Source organism: Erythrobacter sp. AP23 (genome assembly GCF_001542855.1).
In the GTDB taxonomy this organism is placed as follows: Bacteria; Pseudomonadota; Alphaproteobacteria; order Sphingomonadales; family Sphingomonadaceae; genus Qipengyuania.
In genome coordinates, this window is record NZ_LNBY01000017.1 from 1 (window position 1) to 25,017 (window position 25,017).

Below are 25,017 nucleotides of genomic sequence, written 5' to 3' on the forward strand. Positions count from 1 at the left end.
CCCCCACCCGGCCACCCACGGCACGGTATTCTATGGGTGGCCGGGTGGGGGAGTGGGCTGGTGCCGCAAGCCTTCGACGGAGGTCGAAGGCGCATCCCGCAAAGACTCGGGCTGGTGCCGCAAGCCTTCGACGGAGGTCGAAGGCGCACCCCGCAAAAAAGGCCGCTCCCCTCGGTGGGTGGGAGCGGCCTTCGTATTTCACCCGGCAGTGGGCCGGGTAAACCGTTCGGTCTTAGTCGACCTTGATCTTGGCCTGGACGCCGTCTTCGCTGACGGTGGCATCGACATCGCCGCCGTCGATGGTCAGGCTCGAGCCTTCGGGAGTGTCGTCGTCCACGACGACCGTCTCGGTCTCGACCGGCTCGACCACGGTGGTCTCGGTCACTTCGGCGGTAGCGGTCTCGTCGGTAGCGGGCGCTTCGGCTTCGCCGCAGGCGGCGAGGGCGAACGCGGCAGCGAGCGCGGGAAGTGCAAGGGCTTTCATGCCAAATCTCCTTTGTGGCAACATTGTGGCGTCAATGCGCCGGAAATTAGGCGGTTCCCGTGAAGCTCATAAAAACTTGATCATCGCAATGCGGCGTTCGCGCGGGAGGCCGTGTTCGACCTCCTGTTCGATATCCGCCGCGAGCCGGGGATACACCTCGAGGTCCGAGATCGTTTCGAAGCCGTGCCGGGCGTAGAAGGGTCCGTTCCAGGGGACATCGCCGAATGTCGTCAGCGTAACGGCGCGAAATCCGCTATTGTGCGCATCTATGGCGACGGCGCGCAGCAGGACGCTCCCGATACCTCGGCCTTGAAAATCCGGATGGACCGAAAATTCGCGGATATGCAATTCGCGGCTGAAGGGTTCGGTCGAGAGGAAGCCGACGATCCTGCCCTCGCTCTCGGCCACCAGCGAGTGGCCCTTGCCGATCATTCTGCGCTGCTCGTCGGCAGGGATCGCGTGCATTCCGGCGAGTCCCGCCAGCCCTTCGACGGTCTCGAACAGCTTTCCCGCGGCGCGTTCGATCGCGGGCAGATGTTCGGCATCCTCGGGCCTTGCGAGCCTTATCGAGAAATCGCTCATTCCTCGGTTCGAATCAGCACCGTCTCGCCGATCAGCAGGAACAGCAGGAAGGGCGCCCATGCGGCGAGGAAAGGCGGGTAGCCGCCGAAGCTGCCCATGGCGAGCGCGGCGTTGTCGACCACGAAATAGGCGAAGCCGAGCGCCATGCCGATCACCGCGCGGAGAAACAACTGGCCGGACCGCGCGAGTCCGAAGGCGGCGACGGCGCCCAGCAGCGGCATCAGGAAAGCCGACAGGGGTCCGGAGATCTTGTGCCACCATTTGGCGCGCAATTCGTCGGTCCGTCGCCCCGCACGCTCGAATTCGGCGATCGATTGGGTCAGCGTCCAGAACGGTTCGGCATCGGGATCGATCTTGGCGAGGTCGATCCGGTCGGGCGTCAGCCCTTCGCCGACCACCATGGTCTCGGGCGCGTCGGTGACCGCATTCTGCACGCGGAACCGGGTGATCCCTTCGAGCCGCCAGCCGGGCCCCGCATAGCGAGCCGCGTCGGCTTCGACCTGCTCGACGATCATTCCCTCGTCGTTGCGGCTGTACCAGGTGACCTTTCGCATCGCGATCGCCTCGCCCTGGCCGGCGAGATAGCCGGCGGTGAGGATATTGCCGTCGTCGTTGAGATAGATGTTGGCCCGCACCCCGCTTTCGGTCGGAATCGGCCCGAACTCGACCGCCTCCCATGCCTTGAGCGTCTCGGTCGCGCGGGTGACCACGCGTTCGTTGAAGGCGAAGGTGAGAAGCGAGACGATGCCCGCAGTCAGCAGCAGCGGCGCGAGCACCTGATGGGCGGACAGGCCCGCCGCCTTCATCGCGATCACTTCGCTGTTCTGGTTCAGCGCAACCAGCGTGATCAGCGTCGCCAGCAGCACCGAATAGGGGAGGAAGCGCGATATCAGCTGCGGTATCCGCAAGGCCGCATAGGTCAGCAATTCGCCCTGGCCATTACCCTCGACGGCGAGGATTTCGCCGCTGCTGGACAGCAGGTCGAGCATCAGCAGCACGAGCACCAGGACGAACAGCATCGCCGCGATCCGCAGCGCGAACATCTTCGCCAGATACACCGTCAGCGTGCGCGAGGGAAAAAAGTCGAGCTGCATGGGATTCCGTCGTTATTCCGCCGCTGCGAGGTCGATCTTCAGCCGTCTGCGACCGAACAGCCGGCCGAGGCGCTTGGTCATCTTGCCGAACCAGATTTCGAGCGCGCCGATGGCTTGCCCGCCGGGCACATAGGCGACGCGCCAATACATCCACACGATCAGGGCAGCGAACAGGAAGAACGGTCCCCACAATGCGACAATCGGATCGAGCCGGCCAAGCGCGGCGATGTCCTCCCCGTATTGGTTCACCTTGTGATAGGCGACCACCATGATGATCGAAAGGAACACGCCCAGCGCGCTGGAAGATCGTTTGGGCGGCACGCCGAGCGCCACGGCCAGCAGCGGCATCAGCGCCATCATCACCACTTCGACCAATCTGAAATTGAAGCTCGCCTGGCTGGCATCGCGCTTGTCTTCAGGCTGTTCGTCGCTCCAACCGATCCGCAGCAGTTCGGGCAGGATGTATTCGCGCTCGGCATCGCCGCGGGCGCGGAATTGCTCGACCGCGGGCAGGTCGATCGGCAAATCGTGGCGGGTGAAGGTCAGCACGCGCGGGGTCTGGCTGCCGGTATCCTGCACGATGGTGCCGTCGGTCAGCCGCAGGATGATGGTGTCCGGATTGTCGGTGGTGGCGAGGAAAGCGCCTTCCTTGGCCGAGATCGACAGCACCTGGCCCTTGTCGTTCGCGACGCGGGCGAAAATGCCCATCAGCCGGCGCCCGTCATCCTCGCTCTGTTCGATCCGCAATGCCATGCGGTCGGCCAGCGTGGTGAACTCGCCGACCTTGATCGAGGCACCCAGCGCGCCCGAGCGCAGTTCGTATTCCATCTGTTCGTAATAATAGCGGCTGACCGGCTGGATGAAGAACACCAGCGCGACGTTGATCGCCATCAGCACCGCAGTGATCGCGAAGGGCACGCGCAGCAGCCGTCCGTAGCCGAGCCCGACCGCGCGGAACACGTCGAGCTCGCTGGTCGTGCCAAGCTTGCGAAAGGCGAGCAGTATTCCAAGAAGCAGGCCGAGCGGGATGGCGAGGCTGGCATATTCTGGTACCAGTGCCACCAGCATCTTGAAGACCACGCCCACCGGACCGCCTTCGACCGCTACGAAATCGAACAGGCGCAGCATCTTGTCGAGCACGAGCAGCGACGCAGCAATGGCGAATACGGAAAGCATCGGCACGATGACGAGCCGGAATATGTACCGATCGATGCTGGGCAGGAATGAAAGCACGGTGTCGCCGGTCAATTGTTTCCGAGGGATGCCCTAGCGCGCTTTTGGCCGCAGGTCATGCCCCAATGCGAAAAGCGCCGTCACCAGAAGCGGCTTCCGGCGACACCCTTGAAGGGACCGGCTTCGCGAGAGGTGATCCAGCCGCCGTAAAAGCCGCCGGGCTGGGGTGCCGCCCGTTCCCCGTCGACCAGGCAGGTATCGAAAGGTTCGGGATAGAAGGCGATGTGTCCGGCAATGCCGCTAAAGCCGGGAGTGGGATCAGGGTAGTCCCAGCCGACCGCTTCGAGTGTCTCGCCGGCGATCCGCACGTCCCAATAGCGCGCCTGCCCCTTCCATTCGCACAGCGAGCGCCGCGTATTGGTAGACAGCAGGTCCATCGCGATATCCGCCTGCGGCAGGTAATATGTCGGCGGATGGCTCGTTTCGAGCGTGCGCCAGGCCTTGCGCGTGTCGGCCAGCGTTACGTCCCGATGGCGGATGACGATGTGCCTGTCGGTCGGTTCTGCGATCGCGGGGCGCGGATAATCCCAGACACTCTCCTGGCCCTCGGCCACCGGATCGGGTTCGGGATGGTCAGAAAATGCGATCGGCTCAGGCCTTTTCCAGCGTGCACTGCAGCGGGTGCTGGTTCTGGCGCGCGAAATCCATCACCTGGTGGACCTTGGTCTCGGCGACTTCGTAGGGGAAGATGCCGCATACGCCGACACCCTTTTGATGGACGTGCAGCATCACCCGTGTCGCCTCCTCCATATCCATCTTGAAGAAACGCTTCAGCACGATGACGACGAATTCCATCGGCGTGTAATCGTCGTTGAGCAGCAGCACCTTGTACTGGCTCGGCTTCTTCGGCTTGGCGCGCGTCTTGGTGGCGATTCCGACCTGGCCGTCGCCTTCGTTGGCGTCGTCATCGCCATCGGCGGCGCGGATCGGGAAGGGGGGCAGGGCGTGGATCATTGTTGCAGCCATTATCGTAACGCTTCGCCAAATCGCAAGGCGTCAGCGCCGAGCAATCGCATGCGCGCGTCCCGAAAGCGCAGTTTGCCTCGGGGTCAGAACGAAAAAAGGGCCGGATGGCAAAAACCATCCGGCCCACGGTGTCCAATTCGCCGAGCGGGGGAGAGAGGAGAGAGTGCCCGGCGGATTGAAGCTCGTGCGTATCGCTTACGCGGCCTTGCCGACCTTCTCGGCGGCCAGGCTCATGCGGTTCGAAACCGGAGCGAAAGCGTCGTTGGCGAGCTTCAGCATGGCTTCGGTGTTCTTCGAAGTGGTCGAAACCAGCGCGTCGAAGTTGCGACGGGCGATTTCACCCTGCAGCTGGAACAGTTCGGTCGGCGACTTGACGGCGGCGAACTTCTTGACGTCTTCCTGGACGGTCTCGGCAGCCGACTTGGCTTCCTCGACATAGGTGCGGCCCATGTCCTGCATGCCCGAGGCAAGAATCTTGCCCGATTCGACGAGGGCTTCGAGGTTGCCCTTCTGGAATTCGGCGGCGTCCTTGGTCATTTCGGTGCCCTTGTCATAAGCGGCCTTGGCGCGGGTCTGCACGTCGGCAGCCAGTTCTTTCGCCTTGGCGGTGTAATCGGTGGTGGCAGTCTTCTTGGCAGTGGCCATGATGGTGTCCTTCAACTGGGAAATCGGGGTGGTCTTGGCGGGTTTCGCCTTGGCAGCGGCCTTCTTGGGGGCAGCCTTGGTCTTCTTGGCGGCGACGGGCTTCTTGGCCGGTGCAGCCTTCTTCTTGGCGACGGTTTTCTTCGGTGCGGCTTTCTTGGCCGACGCCTTCTTCTTCGGCGTTGCCTTCTTCGGTTCGGCCGCAACGGCCTTGGCGACAGCCTCGGCCTTTACCGGCGCCGTGGTGTCCGCGTCGACGGCCTGCTCGACCTTCTTGGCGTTCACCGCATCCGCGGTCTTCTTTTCCGCAGCCTCGGCAAAGGCCTTCTCGGCGGCGGCGTCTATTTTGCTCTGGCTCTCGGCCATGGGAAACCTCGCTTTGTTGCAGTGCACAAAATAGGCATTGCATGTGCGAAGTCAAGCATTTTTTGTGCAGTGCACAATCCGGCGCGATGGACCGTGTTTTCAGTGCGTTAGCGCGTGGCGACGTAGCGTCCGGGCGCGTCTTCGATCACTTTGTCGCCCTTTCCGCCGGGCTTGCGCTTGCCCTTTGCGGGGACGGTTTCCTCGTCCTGCTCGCGCAGCCAGTCGATCCAGTCGGGCCACCAGCTACCGGGATGCTCCTTGGCGCCCTCGCGGAATTCCGTCAGCGTGCGCGGCGTACCCTCGTTGGTCCAGTACTGGTACTTGCCCGCCTCGGGCGGATTAACGACGCCCGCGATGTGTCCCGAGCCGGCCAGCACGAATTTGAGCGGGCCCTTGAAGTGCTCGGTGATCTTCCAGACGCTTTCGGCCGGCGCGATATGATCTTCCTTGCCCGCCTGCACATAGGTCGGGGTCTCGACGATCCCGAGGTCGATCGGCGTGTTGTCGACGCTCAGCGCATCGGCCTCGACCAGCTTGTTGTCGCGGTAGAGGTCGCGCAGATATTGCTGGTGCCACTTGGCCGGCAGGTTGGTCACGTCGCCGTTCCAGTGGAGCAGGTCGAACGCCGGATAGTCCTCGCCCAGCAGGTAATTGTTGACGACGTAGTTCCAGATCAGGTCGGTGCCGCGCAGCAGGTTGAAGGTGGCGGCCATGTAACGCCCGTCGAGATAGCCGTCGGCGCTCATCGCCTTGACCATGCCCAGCTGCTGGTCGTCGACGAAATTGAGCAGCTCGCCCGCCTTCTCGAAATCGACCTGTGCAGTAAAGAATGTCGCGCTCTTGACCTTGCCCTGCTCGCCGCGGCGGTGGAGGAGGGCAAGCGTCGCCGCCAGCGTGGTGCCCGCGACGCAATAGCCGATCGTGTGGACGCTCGGCACGTCGAGCCGCTCGCGGATATGGTCGATCGCATCGATCTGTCCGCGCACGTAATCGTCCCAGATCACGTCCTTCATGCTGGCATCGGCCGATTTCCAGCTCACCATGAACACGGTCACGCCCTGTTCGACCGCCCAGCGCACGAAGCTCTTCTTCGCGTTGAGATCGAGGATGTAGAAGCGGTTGATCCACGGCGGGAAGATCACCAGCGGCACCTCCAGCACCTCTCCGGTCGAAGGCGAATACTGGATCAGCTGGTAGAGCGGGGTTTCGTGGACTACCTTGCCCGGCGTCACCGCGATATTTTCGCCGAGGGTGAAGGCGCTGGCGTCGGTGTGCGAGAGCTGCCCCCGGCGCAGGTCCGCCAGCAGATGCTCCATCCCCCTGACCAGATTGTCGCCGCGCGTCTCGAGCGTGCGCTCCATCACCACCGGGTTGAGCAGCGGGAAGTTCGACGGGCTCGCCGCTTCGGTGATCGCGCGGGTGGTGAAGCGCAATTGCTCGCGCCTGTCGTCGGACAGGCCCTCCATCCGGTCGACCATCTCCGCGACGCGTTCGGCGAGGAAGAGATAGGTCTGGTGGATCAGCGCATAGGCGGGATGCGCACGCCAGCGCGGGTCGGAAAAGCGGCGATCCTTGCGTGGCAGGTCTGGATCGCCCTCGGCCTCGGGCTGTCCGTCCGCGCCCAGGCCGTACTGCCCCAGCACCTGCTGCCACAGCGCCATGCCTTCCTGCATCAGCGCCTGCTGCTGCGCGGGGTCGGCGATCGGCATCTGCCGGTACCAGTCCTCCGCCATGCGCATCCAGCGCGAGGGATCGAAATAGGGCGCCAGCGCCTGCGGATTGGCCAGCTGTTCGGTCTGGTACTGCAGCCACAGCCCCTGCAGCTTGGTTCCCACCTCGGTCCAGTGTTGCATATCCTCCGCGCTCAGCGGCGCGCCCGAGGACGCCTCGGCCAGCGGCGCGAACAACGCGCGCGCGAATTTCGCCGGGGCTTCGAACATATTGGTGAAGGGATCGGGGCCGTCGTCGGTCATTCTCGCTCCTGCCTGGTGCCAAGCGCCTGTTGGGTAGGCCATAGGATATTGCGTGGCTTCATGCACCTAGGCCGATTGCACCTGCACCGTGAATAGGTAATCAGTGTGACTTAACCAATGCTCGAAAGAGGCCGAATGTCCGACGAATTCTACCGCATCAAACGCATGCCCCCCTATGTCATCGCCGAAGTCAACGCGATGCGGCATGCCGCGCGGCAGGCCGGGCGCGACATCATCGACCTCGGCATGGGCAATCCCGACCAGCCGCCGCCCCAGCATGTGATCGACAAATTGTGCGAGGTCGCGGCGAAACCCGATGCGCATGGCTATTCGCAGTCGAAGGGCATTCCCGGCCTCAGGCGCGCCCAGGCGAATTACTACCAGCGCCGCTTCGGGGTCGAGCTGAATCCGGAAACCGAGGTGGTCGTCACCATGGGCTCGAAAGAGGGCCTGTCGTCCATGGCGACTGCGATCAGCGCGCCGGGCGACGTCATCCTCGCGCCCAGCCCGGCCTATCCGATCCACACCTACGGCTTCATCATTGCCGGCGCCACGATCCGCAGCGTGCCGACGACGCCCGACGAACAGTACTGGAAGGCGCTCGACAATGCGATGGCCTATACCGTCCCGCGCCCGACGGTGCTGGTGGTCAACTATCCCAGCAATCCGACGGCCGAGACGGTCGACCTCGCCTTCTACGAGCGGCTGGTCGAATGGGCGCGCAAGAACGAGGTCTGGGTGCTGTCCGACCTCGCCTATTCGGAACTCTATTACGACGGCAAGCCGACCCGTTCGATCCTCGAGGTGCCCGGCGCGAAGGATGTGGCGGTGGAATTCACTTCCATGTCGAAAACCTATTCCATGGCCGGCTGGCGGATCGGCTTCTGCGTCGGCAATACGCAGCTCGTCGCCGCGCTGACGCGGGTGAAGAGCTATCTCGACTACGGCGCCTTCACCCCGGTCCAGGCCGCTGCCTGCGCCGCGCTGAACGGGCCGCAGGACGTGGTCGAGCAAAACCGCCTGCGTTACCAGCAGCGGCGCGATGTGATGGTCGAGAGCTTCACGCGCGCAGGCTGGGAAATCCCCTCGCCGCCCGCCAGCATGTTCACCTGGGCGAAGCTTCCGCCCGGTTTCGAGGACATGGGCAGCCTCGAATTCTCCAAGCAATTGCTCCAGCATGCGGAAGTGGCCGTGGCGGCCGGGGTCGGTTTCGGCGAGGAGGGCGAGGGCTATGTCCGCATCGCCATGGTCGAGAACGAGCAGCGCATTCGTCAGGCGGCGCGCAATGTAAAGCGCTTCCTCGCCGAACACGCGCGCGGATAGCGCCGAAGAAACATCCGAAACGGTAGTAGTTCTACGCTACCCCCGTTCCCAAATACATGCGTTGTCTTCACCTTCGGATTCATCCGGGGGCAAGGGGCGATTCGTGACTTTTCCGACACTCCAGTGGCTATCGCGCAGTCCTTCGGTGCCGGCGCGCTGGGACTTGCGGCTCGTGAACTGGACGATGGACCATGCAACGATCCGCGCGCGGGATTGCGAACGCCTGCTCGGCGTGCTCGACTGGCGGCCGGACAGCAGGCTGCCGCAATGGCGCGAGCTTGCCGGGCGTGCCTTCGTCGTCGCGGTCGGTGTCGACGATCCGGCCGAACGCGCCGGGCTGCTCGGCCAGGGATTCGGCGATGCGCTGGGAAACCGCATCGCCTTCGTCGAACTGGGCACGCGTCTGCTGGTACTCAAGGGCGCGAACGACGCCATGCCGCGGCGGCTGGCCGCAGGACCGGTCACGCTCGACCTGTTTCACCGCGACGGATGGGTCGGGGGGCGCTGGCTGGGGCTGCACCCGCGCGAATTCAAATTGCTCTGGCGGCTCGCCGAAACGCCCGGCACGCGGGTATCGAGCGCGCGCCTTCTGCGCGAAGTCTGGCGACTGGAACATTTGCCCGAAACCAATTCGCTCGCGGTTCATGTCTCGCGCCTGCGCGCCAAGCTCGCGATCGCGGGCTGCGACTGGCTGGTGCGAACGCATCCGGAGGGCGGATATCGCCTCGTGACCTCTCCCAAGGCGGAGGAAATGCGCGCGCATTGCGCCTGACTCGTGCCGTCCCGCTGGACTTTACGCTTACGTAAGGTACCAAGGGACCAAACGACATTTCCGACGAGAGGCAGAGCCATGAATTTCAGCGACCGCGTATCCATCGATCTGGCCGACAACGGCGTGGCGCAGGTGCGCTTCACCCGCGGCGACAAGATGAATGCGCTCGACCCCACGCAGTTCGAGGCGATCACCGAGGCGGGTAATGCATTGCGCGAGATGGCGGGCCTGCGCGTGGCGGTGCTCTCGGGCGAGGGGCGCGCCTTTTGCGCCGGGCTCGATACCTCCAGCTTCGGCGGGGATCCGACGGGGTCGGGCACGCTCGCAGAACGGACGCACGGCAATGCCAATCGCTCGCAGGAAGCCGCGATGACCTGGCGCAAGTGCCCCGTGCCGGTAATCGCCGCAGTCCACGGCGTGTGTTTCGGCGGCGGTCTGCAGATCGCCAGCGGCGCCGATATCCGCGTGGTTCATCCGGCGACGCGTATGGCGGTGATGGAAATGAAGTGGGGCCTCGTGCCCGACATGGGCGGTTTTGCCCTGTGGCGCGGCCTGGTGCGCGACGATGTGCTGCGCGAGCTGACCTATACCAACCGCGAATTTTCCGGTGCCGACGCGCTCGGCCTCGGCTTTGCCACCATGGTCGAGGACGATCCGCTCGCCCGCGCCACCGCCATCGCCGAAACCATCGCCAACAAGAACCCGCAGGCCATTCGCGGTGCCAAGCGCCTGTTCAAGGTGATGCAAGAGGAAGGGGAAGACGCGATCCTGCTCGCCGAAAGCGAGGAACAGGATCAGATCATCCGCACACCCAACCAGGTCGAGGCGGTCATGGCCGAAATGCAGAAGCGCGCCCCGTCCTTCACCGACGGGTGAGTGCGCGCCGATCCACTCGAAATTGCGCCCCCAGGGAAATGGGCGCTCCAGACCGGGGTGACGGGGAGAGTAGCGCTTGGCCACGACAAAACCTGGAAATCGCAAGCTATCGCCGCTGAAGGCCGCGCTCGCCATCCTCGGGCTGTTTGCAGCGGTATCGCTGCTGGGCGGAACGGCGATCTGGTAGGTGCTCGGGCTGGCGGACGATCTCGATATCGACGGACGCGCCGCACAGGTCCGCACGGTCGAGCCCGGCTTCGGCGCAGGCTGGGGCGCCTATGGCGGCGATGCGCTGGGATCGCGCTATTCGAACGCGGCGCAGATCACGCCCGAGAACGTCGGCGATCTGGAGATCGCCTGGCAGGTCTCCACCGGCGCGCTCGAGGGACGCGATTCGGCCCGGTCGCGCACTGCCTTCCAGACCACGCCGATCCTCGCGGAAGACCGGCTGGTCCTGTGCACCCAGTTCAACGAGGTAATCGCGCTCGCCCCCGATACGGGCGAAGAAATCTGGCGCCATGATCCGCAGATCCCGATCGACGGCCGGCCCGCCAACCAGTTCACCTGCCGCGGCGTCAGCTACTGGCAGGGCGAGGGGCCCGACGATGCGCCCTGTTCCTCGCGCATATTCACCGGCACGGTCGATGCGCGGCTGATCGCGCTCGATACGCGCACCGGCGAGCCCTGCGCCGAATTCGGCGTCGGTGGGTCTGTGCGGATCGAGCCGAGCATGTCGCTGCGCTGGCCCGGCGAGTTCCAGATCACCTCGGCCCCGGCGATCGTGGGCGACGTCGTCATCACCGGCTCGGCCATCGGCGACAATCTGCGGACCGATGCACCGGTCGGGATCGTCCACGCGTTCGACGTGCGCAGCGGCGAGCCTTTGTGGACCTTCAACCCGGTGCCACGCGATCCGGACGATCCGGCGCGGGAAAGCTGGGCGGGCAATTCGGCCGACACGACCGGTCATGCCAATGTCTGGTCGACGATTTCGGTGGATGCGCAGCGCGGCCTCGTCTTCCTCCCCACCTCCAGCCCCAGCCCCGATTATTTCGGCGGCAACCGCGTGGGCGATAATCGCTATGCCAATTCGGTCGTCGCACTCGATGGCCGGACGGGCGAGGTGGCATGGCATTTCCAGACAGTGCACCACGATCTGTGGGATTACGACGTGCCCGCGCAACCCGGGCTCTACCAGGTCTGGAAAGACGGCCGCGCGCATGATGTCGTCGCGCAGGTTACCAAGACGGGTCATGTCTTCGTGCTCGACCGCGAGACGGGCGAGCCCTTCCTCCCGGTCGTGGAGCGGCCGGTCCCGCAGGGCGGCGTGGAAGGCGAAGTGCTGTCACCCACCCAGCCGTTTCCCGTCCGCACACCGCCGCTGGTCCGCAACACGCTCGATCCCTGGGATGCCTTCGGGGTGACGCTGTGGGACCGCTGGGCCTGTGCCAATGCCATCTCCGACCTGCGCCGCGAAGGCCTCTACACGCCGCCGAGCGAGCGGGGCACGCTGGCCTATCCCTTCACCGGGGGCGGGGCGAACTGGGGCAGCGCTGCCTTCGATCCGGGCCGCAACCTGCTGGTGGTCAACATGAACAACGTCGCCGCCTTCGTGCGCCTGACCAGGCGTCCGGACGAAGGCGAGGAGGTCGATGCGATCGAGGATGGCGCCGAATTCGCCCCGATGGAGGGCTCGCCCTATGTCATGCACCGTGCACCGCTGCTCTCGCCGCTCGGCCTGCCGTGCTCGCCGCCGCCCTGGGGCGTGCTCGCGGCGGTGGACCTCGCAAGCGGCGAGATCGTCTGGCGGCGGACTCTCGGCACGACCGAGGACCTCGCGCCGGGTGGTATTGCGCTCGACATCGGGACGCCCAGCCTCGGCGGGCCGGTCGTGACTGCCTCCGGTCTCGTGTTCATCGGTGCGACGATGGACGATTACCTGCGCGCCTTCGACGTCGAGACGGGGCGCGAATTGTGGAAGGGCAGGCTGCCTGCGGGCGGGCAGGCGACGCCGATGACCTACCGATATGGCGGCAGGCAATATGTCGTCATCGCCGCGGGCGGGCACAGCACTGCCGGGACCCGCATCGGCGACAGCCTGGCCGCCTTCGCCTTGCCCGAATAGGCCGGCGTTCGGTCCGCCCGCTGGGTTTGGGCACTTTCCTACAGACTGCCATCCGCCCTAACATCGGGACGTTCTTTGAAGATCGTCTATCCGGCGTGTATCGCCGACCTCGCCCGCCCGCCGGAAAAGGTCACAGGTGCTGCAGAGCGTTTCGGCGCATATGTCTGTAATCGCAGCCGAATTGCGGAAGGTCACGGTTTCCGAAAGCCGCGTCGGCGGTCCAGGTTCAGCCGAACACCGCCACGCATTGCATCCCGTCGAGCACCTGCCGGCCGTCGGCGTTCCACAACCTCAGCCGTTCGCTGGAATAGCCGTGCGCGGCATGCTGGCTGGCATTCTCGCTCATCCACCAGCCGTCGCGCGTCTGCGGTGCCGGCTCGAGCAGGTTGAACGACCAGTTGATCGAGCTGATCGGCCCCTGCCGCTGCATCGCGCGCATTGCGCCGGGCGGGAGGACATCGCCGAGCAGGATCAGCTCGCTTATGGGGTCGAGCCCTTCGCGATCCGTCAGCCGTGCCCAGCGGCGCACCACGGGCTCGCCAGGGCCCTGCAGCTCCTGTGCACGGCGGATCTCGAAATTGTTCTGGATGAAGGCCGGGCCCTGGCCCTTCATCGCGATCTCCGCTTCCTCGGGCGGTCCGGGCCAGTCGGCAACCGGTGCGGCATCGTGCACTGCGTTCGCCTCGCGCTCGGTGCCGAACAGCCAGAAGGCGGTGAGCGTGCATTTGCCTTCCGACCACAGCTCGCTGCGCACCTGCGCGACATTGCGCCCCTGCCGCACGATTGCGCGCTTCAGCTCGACCTCCGGCCCGGTCGGCGCGACGAAGGCCACCTGCGCGGCGCGTAGCGGCGGCAGGTCGGGAAAGGCGCGGGTCGCCGCGGTGTAGGCGATCAGGGCCGAGGCACCGCCGTATAGCGTCCTCCCCTGCATCCAGTTGTCGAGGCCGGAAAAGCGGGTTTCCCCGCCCTTGGCGGTGATCGGATCGAGAAGGCTGGCAATGCTCATGAAGGCGGTCATTGCCTCTGTCGTGCCGTGCGTCCAGACTGACGTTACGTAAGGCATGAAGTGACGATTGCCTTTAGGGCAGAGAATCGCTAGTGCGCCGCTTCCTTCCCGAGAGGGTGGGCGAGGCCCGATGGCGGAGTGGTTACGCAGAGGACTGCAAATCCTTGCACGCCGGTTCGATTCCGGCTCGGGCCTCCACTTCTCGCTGGTCGGCGAAGAGTGCCGCTTTAGCTCAGTTGGTAGAGCACATCATTCGTAATGATGGGGTCACGTGTTCGAGTCACGTAAGCGGCACCATTTTCCCAAGTGTCCGGAATTTACATGACATTTCCGTCGCGGAAGTGTTACGCAGACCCCCTGCCATAGAGAAGAGGCCCGATTCCAAGGGTCCGTCGGATCGCTGAGAATTTCGGCTAGCGCGCCCCGCAGGCGCGCGGTTGGGGGGCGATCCAGATGGGCATTTGCCAGCACGACAACGACGAGATTGCGCGCGGTCCGAGGGCCGCCTTCCTTGGCATACAGGCCATGCTGCTGGCGGGGGGTGCGGCAGTTGCTGTACCATCGGTTGCATACGCGCAAGCGGTGCCGAGCCGGACCGAGCTGACCCCGCCGCAGGCACGCGAGCCGGTCCGACCGCCGACCACGCTGACGATCGATGGCGGCATGGAACGCTCTCCCTGCGCGCTCGACGCGCCCGATCTTGCGGACATCAAGGTCACGCTCAACTCGGTGCGCTTCGTCGGTGCGGAAAAGGCGCCCGATGTCGCGCTGGATGGGGCCTATCAGAGCTACCTTGGGCGCGAGCTGCCGATCTCCGTGCTGTGCGACGTGCGCGCGGCGGCCAACCAGCGATTGCAGCGGGCAGGCTATCTCGCGACGGTCGAGATTCCGGCGCAGCGCCTGTCGAATGGCGATGCCGAGATGCGCATCGTGTTCGGCCGCGTGACCGCGCTGCGCGTGCGCGGCGATGCCGGGCCGTCGGAACGGCTGGTCGCCGGCTATCTCGAGCCGATCACGCAGGATGCCGTGTTCAACACGAGGCGGGCCGAGCGCTACCTGCTGCTGGCCGACGACTTGCCCGGCGTCGACGTTCGCCTTTCGCTGCGTCCGGCGGCGGACGGTGCACCCGGCGACCTGGTGGGTGACATCGCGGTGATCCGGCGTCGCGGCACGCTCGACTTCAATGTGCAGAACTATGGCGCCAAATCGCTGGGGCGGTTCGGCGGGCTTCTGCGCGGCGAGGTTTACGACATCACCGGCCTCGGCGATCGCACCAGCGTCGCGCTGTTCTCGACCGCGGACTTCGAAGAACAGCAGACCGTCCAGCTCGGGCACGATTTCGCGATCGGCGGCGAAGGGCTGCGGATGTTCGGCCAGTTCACCTACAGCTGGACCGATCCCGATCTCGACCTGCCGGGCCTGGACGTCGAGTCCGAAACGCTCTTCGCCACGCTCGGTCTGGCCTATCCGCTCCAGCGCAGCCGCAGCGCCTCGCACGTGCTCAGTGGCGGGTTCGATTTCGTCGACCAGGACCTGACGGTGAACGATTTGCGCCTAACTCGCGACCGGGTGCGGACCGTCTTCCTGCGGCTCGACTCGTCCTATGTCGACGCCGACAGCATTTCGGGCACTAACGGGTACACGGCCTTCGAGCCCCGCCTCGGCGCTTTCGGTGCCGTGGAAGTGCGCCAGGGCATCGACGTGTTCGATGCCAGCCCCGACTGTCGCCCCAATCCCGGAGGCTGCATTGCGGCAGGCATCGCACCCAACCGGATCGAGGCCGACCCCACCCCGCTGATGGTGCGGGTCGAAGGCCAGGCCGACTATCGCCCGCTGCCGGCATTGCGCTTCTCGCTCGGAATGAGCGCGCAATTCACCGGCGACCCACTCCCGGCGTTCGAAGAATTTGCCGGTGGAACCTATTCGATCGGACGCGGCTATGACCCGGGCAGCATCCTGGGCGACAATGGCTACGCGCTCTCCTTCGAGATCGGCTACGGCTCGTTGGCACCGGCCGGTCCGCGCGCAGTGGCGTGGGAGGGCTATCTCTTCACCGACATGGCCTGGGTGTGGAACGAGGATCCGAGCCGCGCCCCGCTCAATCCCGACCGGCTGTGGTCCGCAGGGGCGGGCGTCCGCTTTGCCTATGGCAGCGCGATGCAGGCCGATGTGACGCTGGCCGTGCCGCTCGAAAAGCCGGACTTCGCCGCCGATCGCGGAGACGTTCGGCTGCTCTTCTCGCTCACCACCCGCCTGCTACCCTGGAGGTTCTGACATGGCCCGCTCTCCCCTTTGCCGCACTCCCCTGCTGCTTGGCGGGGCGGCGCTCGCCATGGCCACCGTGCTGGCCCTCCCGGCACCCGCCGGGGCCGATGCGTTCAACGCCTCGCCCGTCTTCGTGCGCGGCAGCGGCAATGTCGACCGTTCGGTCGCGAACACCGACACGATCACGATCACCTCTTCGACTGCCGTCCTCGACTGGACGCCCTTCGAGGACAATTCCGGCAATGCGCTGACCTTCCTGCCGAACGGGAACACGGCCTATTTCCAGGACGCGCCGGGGCAGGGCGGCTTTGCGTTGCTCAACCGGATCCTGCCGTCGACCAACGGCAATATCGTGGTGTTCGAAGGATCGGTGATCTCGCGCCTGCAGGATGCCAGCGGCGGATTCTCGAGCGGCGGGACGGTGGCATTCTACTCGCCGACCGGGATCCTCGTCGGGAGCACGGCGGTGTTCGATGTCGGGCAACTGCTCCTGACCACGCTCGACCCCGACCTCGACAGTTTCGAGAGCTATGTGGCTGGCGGTACGCTGAGACTGGCTGGCCCATCTGGCTCCACCGCCGCCGTCGACATTGCCGCGGGCGCTCAGTTTTCGGCGAGCGCCGAGGGCAGCTATCTAGCCGTCGCGGCACCGCAGATCATCATGCGGGGCACGGCCTATATCAACGGGTCGACAGCCTATGCGGCGGGCGAACAGGTTAATCTCACCTATAACAACGGGCTGTTCGACATCCAGATTCCCGTCGGTACGAGTGTCGGAACGCCGATCGATCACAGCGGAACCACCGGCGGGCCTTCGAGCATGGGCTCGGGCGACAATCACATGATCTACGCGGTCGCCAAGGCGCAGACCGATCCGATCTCCATGCTGCTGCGCGGTAATCTGGGGTTCGATGCCGCGACCACGGCCGGCATCGACAATGGCGATATCATCCTGTCGGCCGGCTATGACGTCTTCGGACGCAACGTCTTCACCGGGCCGGTGGCCAGCGCTGCGACCGCGGAGTCGATCTCTATCCTCGGTGGATCGAACCTGAGTTCCAGCGTGTTTGCAGGCGCCACGGGCGGCTTCAACGCGGATACGGGGGCAGGCACTATCGGTTTCGCCGACGATCTGACGATCCGCGCGGCCCGCTCCATTTCCCTCACGGCGCGAAACGGAAACGATCTTACCGTCGCCGGAAACTCAAGCTTTCAGGCCAAGGGTACAATCGCTCCTTCGGGCGATGTGACGGGGGGAGAGATCACGCTTACCGGGCGCGATGCGGCTACCCTTGCTTTCGCTGGCAATCTTTCGGCCTTCGCCACTCCGGACCAACGCGATGGGACATCGACCGGTGGCACGATCGCGCTGATCGCCGATGGCGGGACCGTCTCGGTCGGTGGAGATGTCGACCTGTTCGCACAGGCCAACAACCACTTCCCCAGCGGGACGCTTGGCGACGGGTTCGGCGGCACGACCCGTCTGCTTGCCCAAAACGATGGCCTGATCGACCTGCGTGGCGGCTTGCAGATGAATACCAACGCCTTCGGCAATGGCCTCGCTGGGCGAACCGCCACGGCGGGAACCAGCGAAATTTTGGCACGCAGCGGCGGTCGGATCGATGTGGCGGGTGATGCGCTGATGCAGGCATCGGGATTTGGCGGCGATGCGGACGGTTCGCTCGGTGTGATCGATGGCGGCGCCGGGATTGGTGGGCTGGTGCAGGTTCGGGCCGATGGAGGCAGCATCGCCTTTGGCGGCACTGTGTCCATGCAGGCAGAAGGATACGGCGGCGACGGCGCGAGTTTCTTTGGCGCGGGACCGGGCGATGGTGGCGGGATCGGCCGCGGAGGCCTGGTGCTGATCAACTCCATCGATGGGTCCATTACGATTGCGGACACGACCACGCTTCTCGCAAGTGGTCGCGGTGGCCGTGGCGGTTCCGGAGGCGCGGGCTTCGGGGGGCGCGCGCAGGTCCTTGCTAATGGCACCGGAAGGGTGAACCTGGTCGATCTCTCCGCCTCCGCGCATGGATTGGGCGGTGACGGTTCTGCGGAGGATGGTCGCGGGGGCGACGGCGAGGGTGGCCAGTCCGTAATCTTCACTGAGGGCGCGGGCGACATCCGCCTGAGCGGAAGTGCGAACCTTCAGGCCAACAGCTTCGGTGGCGATGGCCATGCAGGGGGAAATGCGACGGGCGGCAATGCAGGTCTCTACGCCGTAGCCGGCTCGATCGCCGTCGATGGCAATGCGTACGTTTCCACGCAGGCGTTCGGCGGCGACGCGACTATCGGTTTTGGTGGCAATGGCGGGGATGCGCTCGGAGGCACCTCCTACCTTCTGGCAGATGGATCACCGACGGAAAGTGCAAGCGTGACGATCGGCGGGAATGCCGACGTCTACGCTAGCGGTTACGGCGGCGATGGGGGAGCAGGCGATGGTTCGACGATAGCCGCAGGTAATGGCGGGACCGGAACCGGCGGTACTTATCAGGGGGCGCCGGGCACCGGCGGAGCCTTCGCTCTTGCCGGGCGTGACGGGGGCATCCTGAGCGTCGCGGGTACGACCTTTCTCCAGTCGTCCGGATACGGCGGTCGTGGCGGAGCGGGCGGGACCGGCCAGATGGGTGGTGCAGGTGGTTCGGGAATTGCCGGCACAACTCAGGCGGGCACCTATAGGGCATTTGGCGATGGCTCGCTCGGCGACGGGCAGGCCATTTTCGATGCACTCACCCTGACTGCCAGCGGTTTCGGTGGGCAAGGTGGAACAGGCGGATCAGGGCAGGGCATCGGCGGTATCGGCCGAGGCGGGTTCGCCGGCGTCTTTGCCGTGGATTCGTGGGTCGATGCCGCGCGCATCTCGACGACGGCAAGCGGATTCGGTGGCTTCGGCTCGACCGGCGGCGACGGCTTCGGTGGCAATGCCGGCGTGGCAGTAACCTCGGGCATGATGACCGCCGCCAGCCTTTTCGCCTCGGCCGGCGGCAGCGGTGGTGGAGCCACGACGGGACAGGGAGGTACCGGTACCGGTGGGGAAACCTCGATCGATACCGATGTGGACACGAATTCGATCCTGAATGTGACCGGCGACATCGATTACTCCGCATTCGGCTCGGGAGGATCCTCCGAATTGGGCAATGGCGGGATCGGGCGAGGCGGAACGGCCCGCCTTGCCAATGCCCGCACCGGAAGCCTTACGGTCGGCGGTCGCATCGCCTTGTCGGCGGGGAGTAGCGGTGGATCGGGGGTTGTCGGCGGCGATGCCTTTGCCGGAAATGCGCTGTTCGAGGTCGAGGAGAATTCCACGACAGATATCGGTTCGCTTGATCTGTTCGCAAACGCTTCCGGCGGTTCGGGCACCGTTACGGCTGGAATGGCCGTTGCGGGCGATGCACGCCTGTTTGTGAACGGCGGCGCGTTCACCGCGCAAGGCAATGTGGATATCTTCGCCGACGCCTTCGGCGGAACGGGCCTCGACGGGGCGAATGGCGGGGCTGCCTATGGCGGGATCGCGAGCATCCAGATCGATGGCGGCGATGCGACCATCGGCGATGGGCTGATCGTCTTTGCCGGAGGCTTCGGCGGCTCGGCGCAAGGGCCGGGCGGCGATGGAGGCGACGGCTTCGGCGGAGCGGCCCTGGTGTCCGTGGGGGGCAACGCCAACCAGTTGGGCAGTCTCACGGTCGATGGCACGCTCAGCATGCTCAGCGATGGCTATGGCGGTCGCGGGGGCGATGGCGACGGCACCATTGCGGCGGGCAAGGGCGGGCTTGGCCAGGGCGGTCGCGATGCCGTCGCCAGCCTGGTCGACGGCGAGCAGGGAACGGGTGCCTATGTCTTCGTCAGCTCCGACTATGGGCGCCTGTCCATCCCGGGCGGGGCGAACATAACCGCGCTCGGTCAAGGTGGAGAGGGTGGCAATGCGCCCGAAGGAAGCACCGGGGGGCGCGGCGGCGACGCGATCGGCGGCGACGTATTGGTCGGTCTCGTCGGACCAATGGCGGGCGGACCGCGACTTGGCTCTGCGGTATTCGGCACGCTGAATGTTGCCAGTCGGGCAGATGCCGGTTCGGGCGGAACGGACGACACGGGGCGCTACACCGGCGTGGGCGGCAATGCCTTTGGCGGCAACATCCTGGTCGCCAGCCGCGGATCGGGCCTGTCTGCCGGTTCGATCGGCATTTTCGACACCAGCGTAGGCGGAGCTGGAAGCACCGGCGGGAATGCTACCGGCGGCCAGGCCGGCATGGCGACGAGCGATGGCGGGACGATCGATGTGGGCGACTATCACGCCGCGTCGGTTGCCTATGGCGGTCTCGGACAATCCGGCCCGGGCGGCAATGCGATAGGCGGGATCGCCTTTCTCGGCTTCCAGGGTGGCACGACCAGTATCTCGGGATCGGCCACTGTCGACGCCAGCGGTTATGGCGGCGAGTCGATCGAGGGCGATGGCGGCGATGGGACGGGCGGCACGGCCGATATCGCCATCTTCAGTGCGAGTGTGGGCAGTGGCAGCGTGACCGGACCGGTCAACATTTCCGCCAACGGACTTGGTGGCAGCACGCAATCGACGAGCGGCGAAGGCGGGACAGGAACGGGTGGGCTCGCCTATGTGCGCAGCCAGGCAGGAGGAAGCATCAGCTTCGGCAGCGTCTCGCTTTCCGCCAACGGGACGGCCGGTGTCGATGCGGATGGTGCGCCCTCGGGCGATGCCATCGGCGGTCTGGTTCAGGTGCTCGCAGATGGCGGAGGTCTGTTCACCGCCGACTTCCTGCAGATCGATGCCAGCGGTACGGGCACCGCAGGATCGTTCCAGATTATCGCCAATGGCGGCACGATCGAGCTCGACGAAGTCGATGCCAGTGCCGTCGGCGCACAGGCCGGCGATGCTTCACTGATCCGCGCCGCTGGCGGGACGATCCCGATAAGCGGGTCGGCCCGGTTCACGCTGACGGGCGATTTCGACATCGTCACGGCAAACGGCGGATTGATCGGCGGCCCGAGCCTCGCTGCGCCTTCTGCCCGGATCGACATTTCCACCGAAGGTACCGTCACGATCGATGGCGACGATGACGACCGGATCAGCTTCGGCGGTGAGACGCTGGCCATCCGATCGCGCGAGCTCGATATCCTGTCGGGCGCGCGGATCGGGGCGCAATTGCTGCAATTGAACGTCGTCGGGAACGACCATCGGACGGTGATCGGGGGCAGCGGCGACACGGCGGGATACACGCTGACCCAGGACGAGCTCGGCCGCATCGATGCTGGCGCAACCACATTCGCAACATCCCTCGATGGCTCGGCATCCGATGACCTCCTGTTCCGCGACACGACGATTTCCGGTTCCCTCGACGAGGGGGTTTCCGAACTCGAGATCAGTGCCAGGGTGGTGCGCGTGGAAGGGATGGTGACCTATCGGGACGCCGCCGACACCGACTATCTCGGTATTTTCGCCGACCGGCTTGAAATCGTGACACCGGGCGGAATCCAGATCCTCGGTCCGAACGATCGATATACCGGCACGTTCGAATTCGAAGGCGGCAATTTCTGGATGGCCGACGCCGACACTATCGCGCTGCTGCAGGGAGATGTCGCCTTCGAGGGACGCAACGACCTGCTCGCGACATCGGCACCGGGCAGCGACGATCCGCTTGGCTATCTGAGGGCCGGTGACGTCGAGATCGATATCTGGGAATCCTTCCTCGTGCGCAACACCGGCTCCGCCGCAGAGCCCGGCGGCATCACCGTGACGGGATCGCTGACCGTCGATGGTGATGGCGACGAGTCCGAAGTCCCGCTCGATGTGTTTGCCTATGGACGTCGGCAGAATGAAGACGGGTCCTTCACGACCGGCGCCGACTTCTTTGCACTGGTCGATTTTGAAGGTGGGGAAGATGAGGAAGGCGAGATCAACTACTCCGATGATGCGCAATTCAACAATTGCGGCATCAATTCCGGAGAGTGCACGGTGGTCGAAGAGCCGGACGAGCGCGAGGAAGTGCTCGAAGAGGTCGAAGAAGAAGCGCCGGCTGCCGCCGTGACCACGACAGAGCCGGTCGCCTCCGCGCCGATCGAGCAAAGTGAGCAGGACAGCAATGTCGAGTTCGGTGCCGACTTCCCGGGTCTGCTCAGCGCGTCGTTCATCGCCGAACAGGATACGATCGACGACCCGGTGGCGAGTGGCGGAGACATCGCGCTCTACGGTTCCGGCGATGGGGGCGACGACGATGCCGAAGAAGACGGTGCTGCCGAGGAGGATACCGATGCGCAATAAGACCCGCTGCGCCCTCTGTGCCTTTGTAGCCGCCTCACTGGCCCTGTTCGATCCGGCCCATCCGGTATCGGGTCAGGAGAGGGAACGTGCGATCAGCTATAGCGATACCTTCCCGATCGGGGCCAACGGGCTGTGCGAGGCGCAGATCATGCCGCCGCAGGCCGATTCCGGCCTGTTCGACCGCAGCTATGCGATCGTCTGCCGCGACGCTGCGGCGCCGGTGGGTACGCTGTGGGTGATCCGCGATGCTGAGGGAAGCGATGTCGGGGCGCGCTTTCTCCCGTCGGCCGAATGCCTCGTGGGGGACGTCACGGCCGTGCCCGAGATACTCGCCGCAAGCGCAAGCTACGCCTGTACCGATAGCGATCTCGGAACCCGGCGGGTTCTCGTGGCCGGTGAGGCCGGCGGTAGGCTTTATGCGGGCGAGGCAATCGCGGCATATGCGGACGCGGTAAGGCTGGGGATCGCCACGCTGGTCAACGACCGGCCGGTGCAGGGGGATGTCGAGATTCCGCTCACCGAGACCGGCGATGCAGCAGCCTTTGCCCGGGCGCAGGCCCGCGCGCTCGCCTCGGATGCCGTCATCGTCGAGGCCTATCGCCGCAGCAACAGCGGCGATTTTGCCGAAGCGGCGGAGTTCTTCGCGCAAACCGCCGCCACCACTGAGGGGAGCGATGCGGCCGAAGCCCGCCTCAACGCGGCCCTGCTCCAGTCGAACCTCGGCAATTTCGCCGAAGCGGCGCGGGGATTTTCAATTGCGAGGGGGCAGGTCGCAGGCGATCCGGTGCTGTCGCGACTGCTGCGCAATTACGAGGCTATCGATGCGCTCAATGCTGGCGCGCCGCAGGTCGCGCTCGATATTCTCGAACGGCCCTTGCAGTCGGGTGCGACCTCTCGCGACGCGCTTGAATCGCTGGAGATCACCGACGCACTGGCGGCGCGCCTGTCGGCCGAGCAGGCGAGCGCGCTCGATTCCGTCGGTGGATTGACGGGGCTCGAACGGGCCGATCTGCTCGATGGTCAGACGGCCTATCTCAAAGCCACCGCGCTGCGGTTGATGGGACGCAGGGCCGAGGCGGAAAGCCATCTGACCGACGCCGACACGAGGCTCGCACGCGTGCGCAACGGGACGGTGCGTTCGATCCTCTGGTTGAGGGCGCAGGTCATGGGCGAATTGGCCGATCTGGCAGAGGAGAGAGGCGATAGCGCCGCTGCCGAGGCCTATCACGCAGAAGCGATCGGCGTGCTCGCGGCCAACTATCCCAATTCACGGGCCCTCCTCAGCAGCAAGGCGCAGTTCGCCGGATTTCTCGCCCGCAGCGGTCGGACCGGCGACGCGCTGGCGACTTATCGCGAGCTGGTCGACAAGGCGGAAGGCAAGCCCGCGCCCTCGTTGCGGCGCCTGCTCGTCCCCTATTTCAACCTGCTGACCGATGGCGGCGTGGCCGGCAGCGACGCGGCGGCCGACATCTTCCTCGCCAGCCAGCTGCTGCAACGCCCGGGCCTCGCCCAGACGCAGGCCGTACTCGCCCGTGAACTGTCGGGCGGGAGCGACGAGGCCTCGCAATTGTTCCGCAAGGCGGTCAATGTCGGGCGGTCGGTCGAACAGGCGCGCAATCGTGTCGCACTGCTCGAAGGCCGCGCCGCGAGCGATCCACTGGCTGCCGAACGCCTGGCCACCCAGCGCGCAACGCTCGAAAAGCTCGAGGCGCAGCAGCTGGCGATTCAGGACAGGCTGGGTGAATATCCCCGCTTTCGTGCGGTCTCGGATGGGCGCGTTACGTTGGACGAACTGCAGCAGACGCTCCAGCCCGGCGAAGCCTATCTCAAGCTGGCCACGCTGAACGGTGCGACCTTCGTCATCTACGCCACGCCCGACATGGCCCGCGCCTACCGTGCCGGGATCGATCCCGAAGCGCTGGAGGCCGAAGTCGACGAACTGCGCGCGACCATCGCCTATGTCGAGAATGGCCAGACGCTCACCTTCCCCTTCGACATCGAGAAATCGCGCGCGCTTTACGAGGCATTGCTCGAACCCATCGACGGAGAGCTAGGTTCGGTCGAGCATCTGATCTTCGAACCCGATGGTGCGATGCTGCGCCTGCCGGTCAATCTACTCGTGGCCGACGACCAAAGCGTCGAGCGTTACGCCGAGCGGATCGCGCGGGGCGGCGACGAATATGATTTCACCGGCACCAACTGGCTCGGCCGCAAGGTGCGGATCACCACCACCGTTTCGCCAAGCGCGTTTCGCGATGTGCGGCAGGCGCCGCGGTCATCGGCCTCGCGCGAATACATCGGCTTCGGCGAGAATACGCCCTTGGGCGAGGAGCGCGGCACGCTGGGGACGCGCTCGGCGCTGGCGGGCGGGTCGGACTGCCTCTGGGCTCCGGCAATCTGGGATTATCCGATCAAGGCCGACGAGCTCTACACCGCCTCGCGCAGCCTGGGCGCGAGCGCTGCCGAAGAGCGGATCGTCACCGGCGATACCTTTACTGATAGCGCAGTGTTGGGAATGGACGATCTGGACGAGTACCGGATCCTTCATTTCGCGACGCACGGCCTCGTCACGGCACCGCAGCCCGAATGTCCGCCCCGGCCCGCCCTGCTCACCTCCTTCGGGGGCGACCAGTCCGATGGGCTGCTGTCCTTCGCGGAGATTTTCGACCTCAGGATCGATGCCGATCTGGTGATCCTCTCCGCCTGCGACACGGCGGGCGCGGCCACACGCGGCGCATCGCGCGAGGCGGGCGTTTCGGGGGGAGGCTTCGCGCTCGATGGTCTGGTCCGCGCCTTCGTCGGCGCCGGCGGACGCACGGTGGTCGCCAGCCACTGGCCCGTGCCTGACGATTACGATGCCACCAATCGACTGATCGATGGGTTCTTCGCCGCCCCTGGGGGAACCCCGCTGGCCGAGGCCATGCGCCGCTCGCAGGGCGCCCTGATGGATCAGGCGGAAACCTCGCACCCGTTCTACTGGTCGGCCTTCGCGATCGTCGGCGATGGCGGCGCGCAGCTGCGCAACTAGGCCGGGAT

The 25,017-nt window shown here is 65.5% G+C and carries 16 protein-coding genes and 2 tRNA genes; 9 read left to right on the plus strand and 9 right to left on the minus strand.

Going from position 1 to position 25,017, the window contains the following annotated elements; all coding sequences use genetic code 11:
• Window positions 1–232 precede the first annotated feature (232 nt).
• The 8 genes from ASS64_RS09960 to ASS64_RS09995 form a co-directional block, all read right to left on the minus strand.
• A complete protein-coding gene (locus tag ASS64_RS09960; RefSeq protein ID WP_067693644.1) occupies window positions 233–484 on the minus strand; it encodes a hypothetical protein in 252 nt (83 codons plus the stop codon).
• 66 nt (window positions 485–550) lie between these two features.
• Window positions 551–1,066, minus strand: coding sequence for a GNAT family N-acetyltransferase (locus tag ASS64_RS09965; protein ID WP_067693647.1), 516 nt, complete (start codon window positions 1,064–1,066; stop codon window positions 551–553).
• Window positions 1,063–2,160 carry an LPS export ABC transporter permease LptG gene (gene lptG, locus ASS64_RS09970; RefSeq protein ID WP_067693650.1) on the minus strand — a complete coding sequence of 366 codons (1,098 nt, stop codon included), beginning with the start codon at window positions 2,158–2,160 and terminating at the stop codon, window positions 1,063–1,065. The genes ASS64_RS09965 and lptG overlap by 4 nt, the downstream gene beginning before the upstream one ends.
• Before the next feature lie 12 nt (window positions 2,161–2,172).
• Window positions 2,173–3,393 carry an LptF/LptG family permease gene (locus tag ASS64_RS09975; protein ID WP_083508355.1) on the minus strand — a complete coding sequence of 407 codons (1,221 nt, stop codon included), beginning with the start codon at window positions 3,391–3,393 and terminating at the stop codon, window positions 2,173–2,175.
• A gap of 80 nt (window positions 3,394–3,473) precedes the next feature.
• Window positions 3,474–3,947, minus strand: coding sequence for a DUF427 domain-containing protein (locus ASS64_RS09980; protein WP_083508293.1), 474 nt, complete (start codon window positions 3,945–3,947; stop codon window positions 3,474–3,476).
• A gap of 37 nt (window positions 3,948–3,984) precedes the next feature.
• Window positions 3,985–4,359: an ATP-dependent Clp protease adapter ClpS gene (gene clpS, locus ASS64_RS09985; RefSeq protein WP_234002376.1), complete on the minus strand. Its 375-nt coding sequence runs from the start codon at window positions 4,357–4,359 to the stop codon at window positions 3,985–3,987.
• 195 nt (window positions 4,360–4,554) lie between these two features.
• Window positions 4,555–5,367, minus strand: a complete 813-nt coding sequence (locus ASS64_RS09990; protein WP_067693656.1) for a phasin family protein — start codon at window positions 5,365–5,367, stop codon at window positions 4,555–4,557.
• Window positions 5,368–5,474: 107 nt separating this feature from the next.
• Window positions 5,475–7,340, minus strand: coding sequence for an alpha/beta hydrolase (locus tag ASS64_RS09995; protein ID WP_067693659.1), 1,866 nt, complete (start codon window positions 7,338–7,340; stop codon window positions 5,475–5,477).
• Window positions 7,341–7,475: 135 nt separating this feature from the next.
• On the opposite strand from ASS64_RS09995, the gene ASS64_RS10000 reads away from it, so the two are divergent.
• The 4 genes from ASS64_RS10000 (at window position 7,476) to ASS64_RS10015 (ending at window position 12,436) form a co-directional block, all read left to right on the plus strand.
• Window positions 7,476–8,663 (plus strand): LL-diaminopimelate aminotransferase, encoded by a 1,188-nt coding sequence (locus ASS64_RS10000; RefSeq protein WP_067693662.1) that lies wholly within the window; start codon window positions 7,476–7,478, stop codon window positions 8,661–8,663.
• Window positions 8,664–8,766: 103 nt separating this feature from the next.
• Window positions 8,767–9,435 carry a winged helix-turn-helix domain-containing protein gene (locus ASS64_RS10005; RefSeq protein WP_157075157.1) on the plus strand — a complete coding sequence of 223 codons (669 nt, stop codon included), beginning with the start codon at window positions 8,767–8,769 and terminating at the stop codon, window positions 9,433–9,435.
• A gap of 78 nt (window positions 9,436–9,513) precedes the next feature.
• The gene (locus ASS64_RS10010; RefSeq protein ID WP_067693668.1) at window positions 9,514–10,311 is read left to right on the plus strand and encodes a crotonase/enoyl-CoA hydratase family protein; all 798 of its coding nucleotides are present in this window, start codon (window positions 9,514–9,516) and stop codon (window positions 10,309–10,311) included.
• A 187-nt stretch (window positions 10,312–10,498) separates the two neighbouring features.
• Window positions 10,499–12,436, plus strand: a complete 1,938-nt coding sequence (locus tag ASS64_RS10015; protein ID WP_198147692.1) for a pyrroloquinoline quinone-dependent dehydrogenase — start codon at window positions 10,499–10,501, stop codon at window positions 12,434–12,436.
• Between the two features lie 226 nt (window positions 12,437–12,662).
• On the opposite strand, the gene ASS64_RS10020 is transcribed toward ASS64_RS10015, so the two are convergent.
• The gene (locus ASS64_RS10020; protein ID WP_369815369.1) at window positions 12,663–13,499 is read right to left on the minus strand and encodes an acyl-CoA thioesterase; all 837 of its coding nucleotides are present in this window, start codon (window positions 13,497–13,499) and stop codon (window positions 12,663–12,665) included.
• Window positions 13,500–13,566: 67 nt separating this feature from the next.
• Between ASS64_RS10020 and ASS64_RS10025 the strand changes: the two genes are divergently transcribed.
• From ASS64_RS10025 to ASS64_RS10045, 5 genes are all read left to right on the plus strand, one after another.
• Window positions 13,567–13,640: transfer RNA gene (locus ASS64_RS10025), tRNA-Cys, on the plus strand.
• A gap of 23 nt (window positions 13,641–13,663) precedes the next feature.
• Window positions 13,664–13,739 (plus strand) — tRNA-Thr (locus ASS64_RS10030).
• A gap of 156 nt (window positions 13,740–13,895) precedes the next feature.
• Window positions 13,896–15,716, plus strand: a complete 1,821-nt coding sequence (locus ASS64_RS10035) for a ShlB/FhaC/HecB family hemolysin secretion/activation protein (protein WP_067693675.1) — start codon at window positions 13,896–13,898, stop codon at window positions 15,714–15,716.
• A 1-nt stretch (window position 15,717) separates the two neighbouring features.
• A complete protein-coding gene (locus ASS64_RS17085) occupies window positions 15,718–21,981 on the plus strand; it encodes a hypothetical protein (protein WP_157075158.1) in 6,264 nt (2,087 codons plus the stop codon).
• Window positions 21,971–25,009: a CHAT domain-containing protein gene (locus ASS64_RS10045; protein WP_067695159.1), complete on the plus strand. Its 3,039-nt coding sequence runs from the start codon at window positions 21,971–21,973 to the stop codon at window positions 25,007–25,009. Before ASS64_RS17085 ends, ASS64_RS10045 begins: the two co-directional genes overlap by 11 nt.
• The last annotated feature ends 8 nt before the right edge of the window (window positions 25,010–25,017 follow it).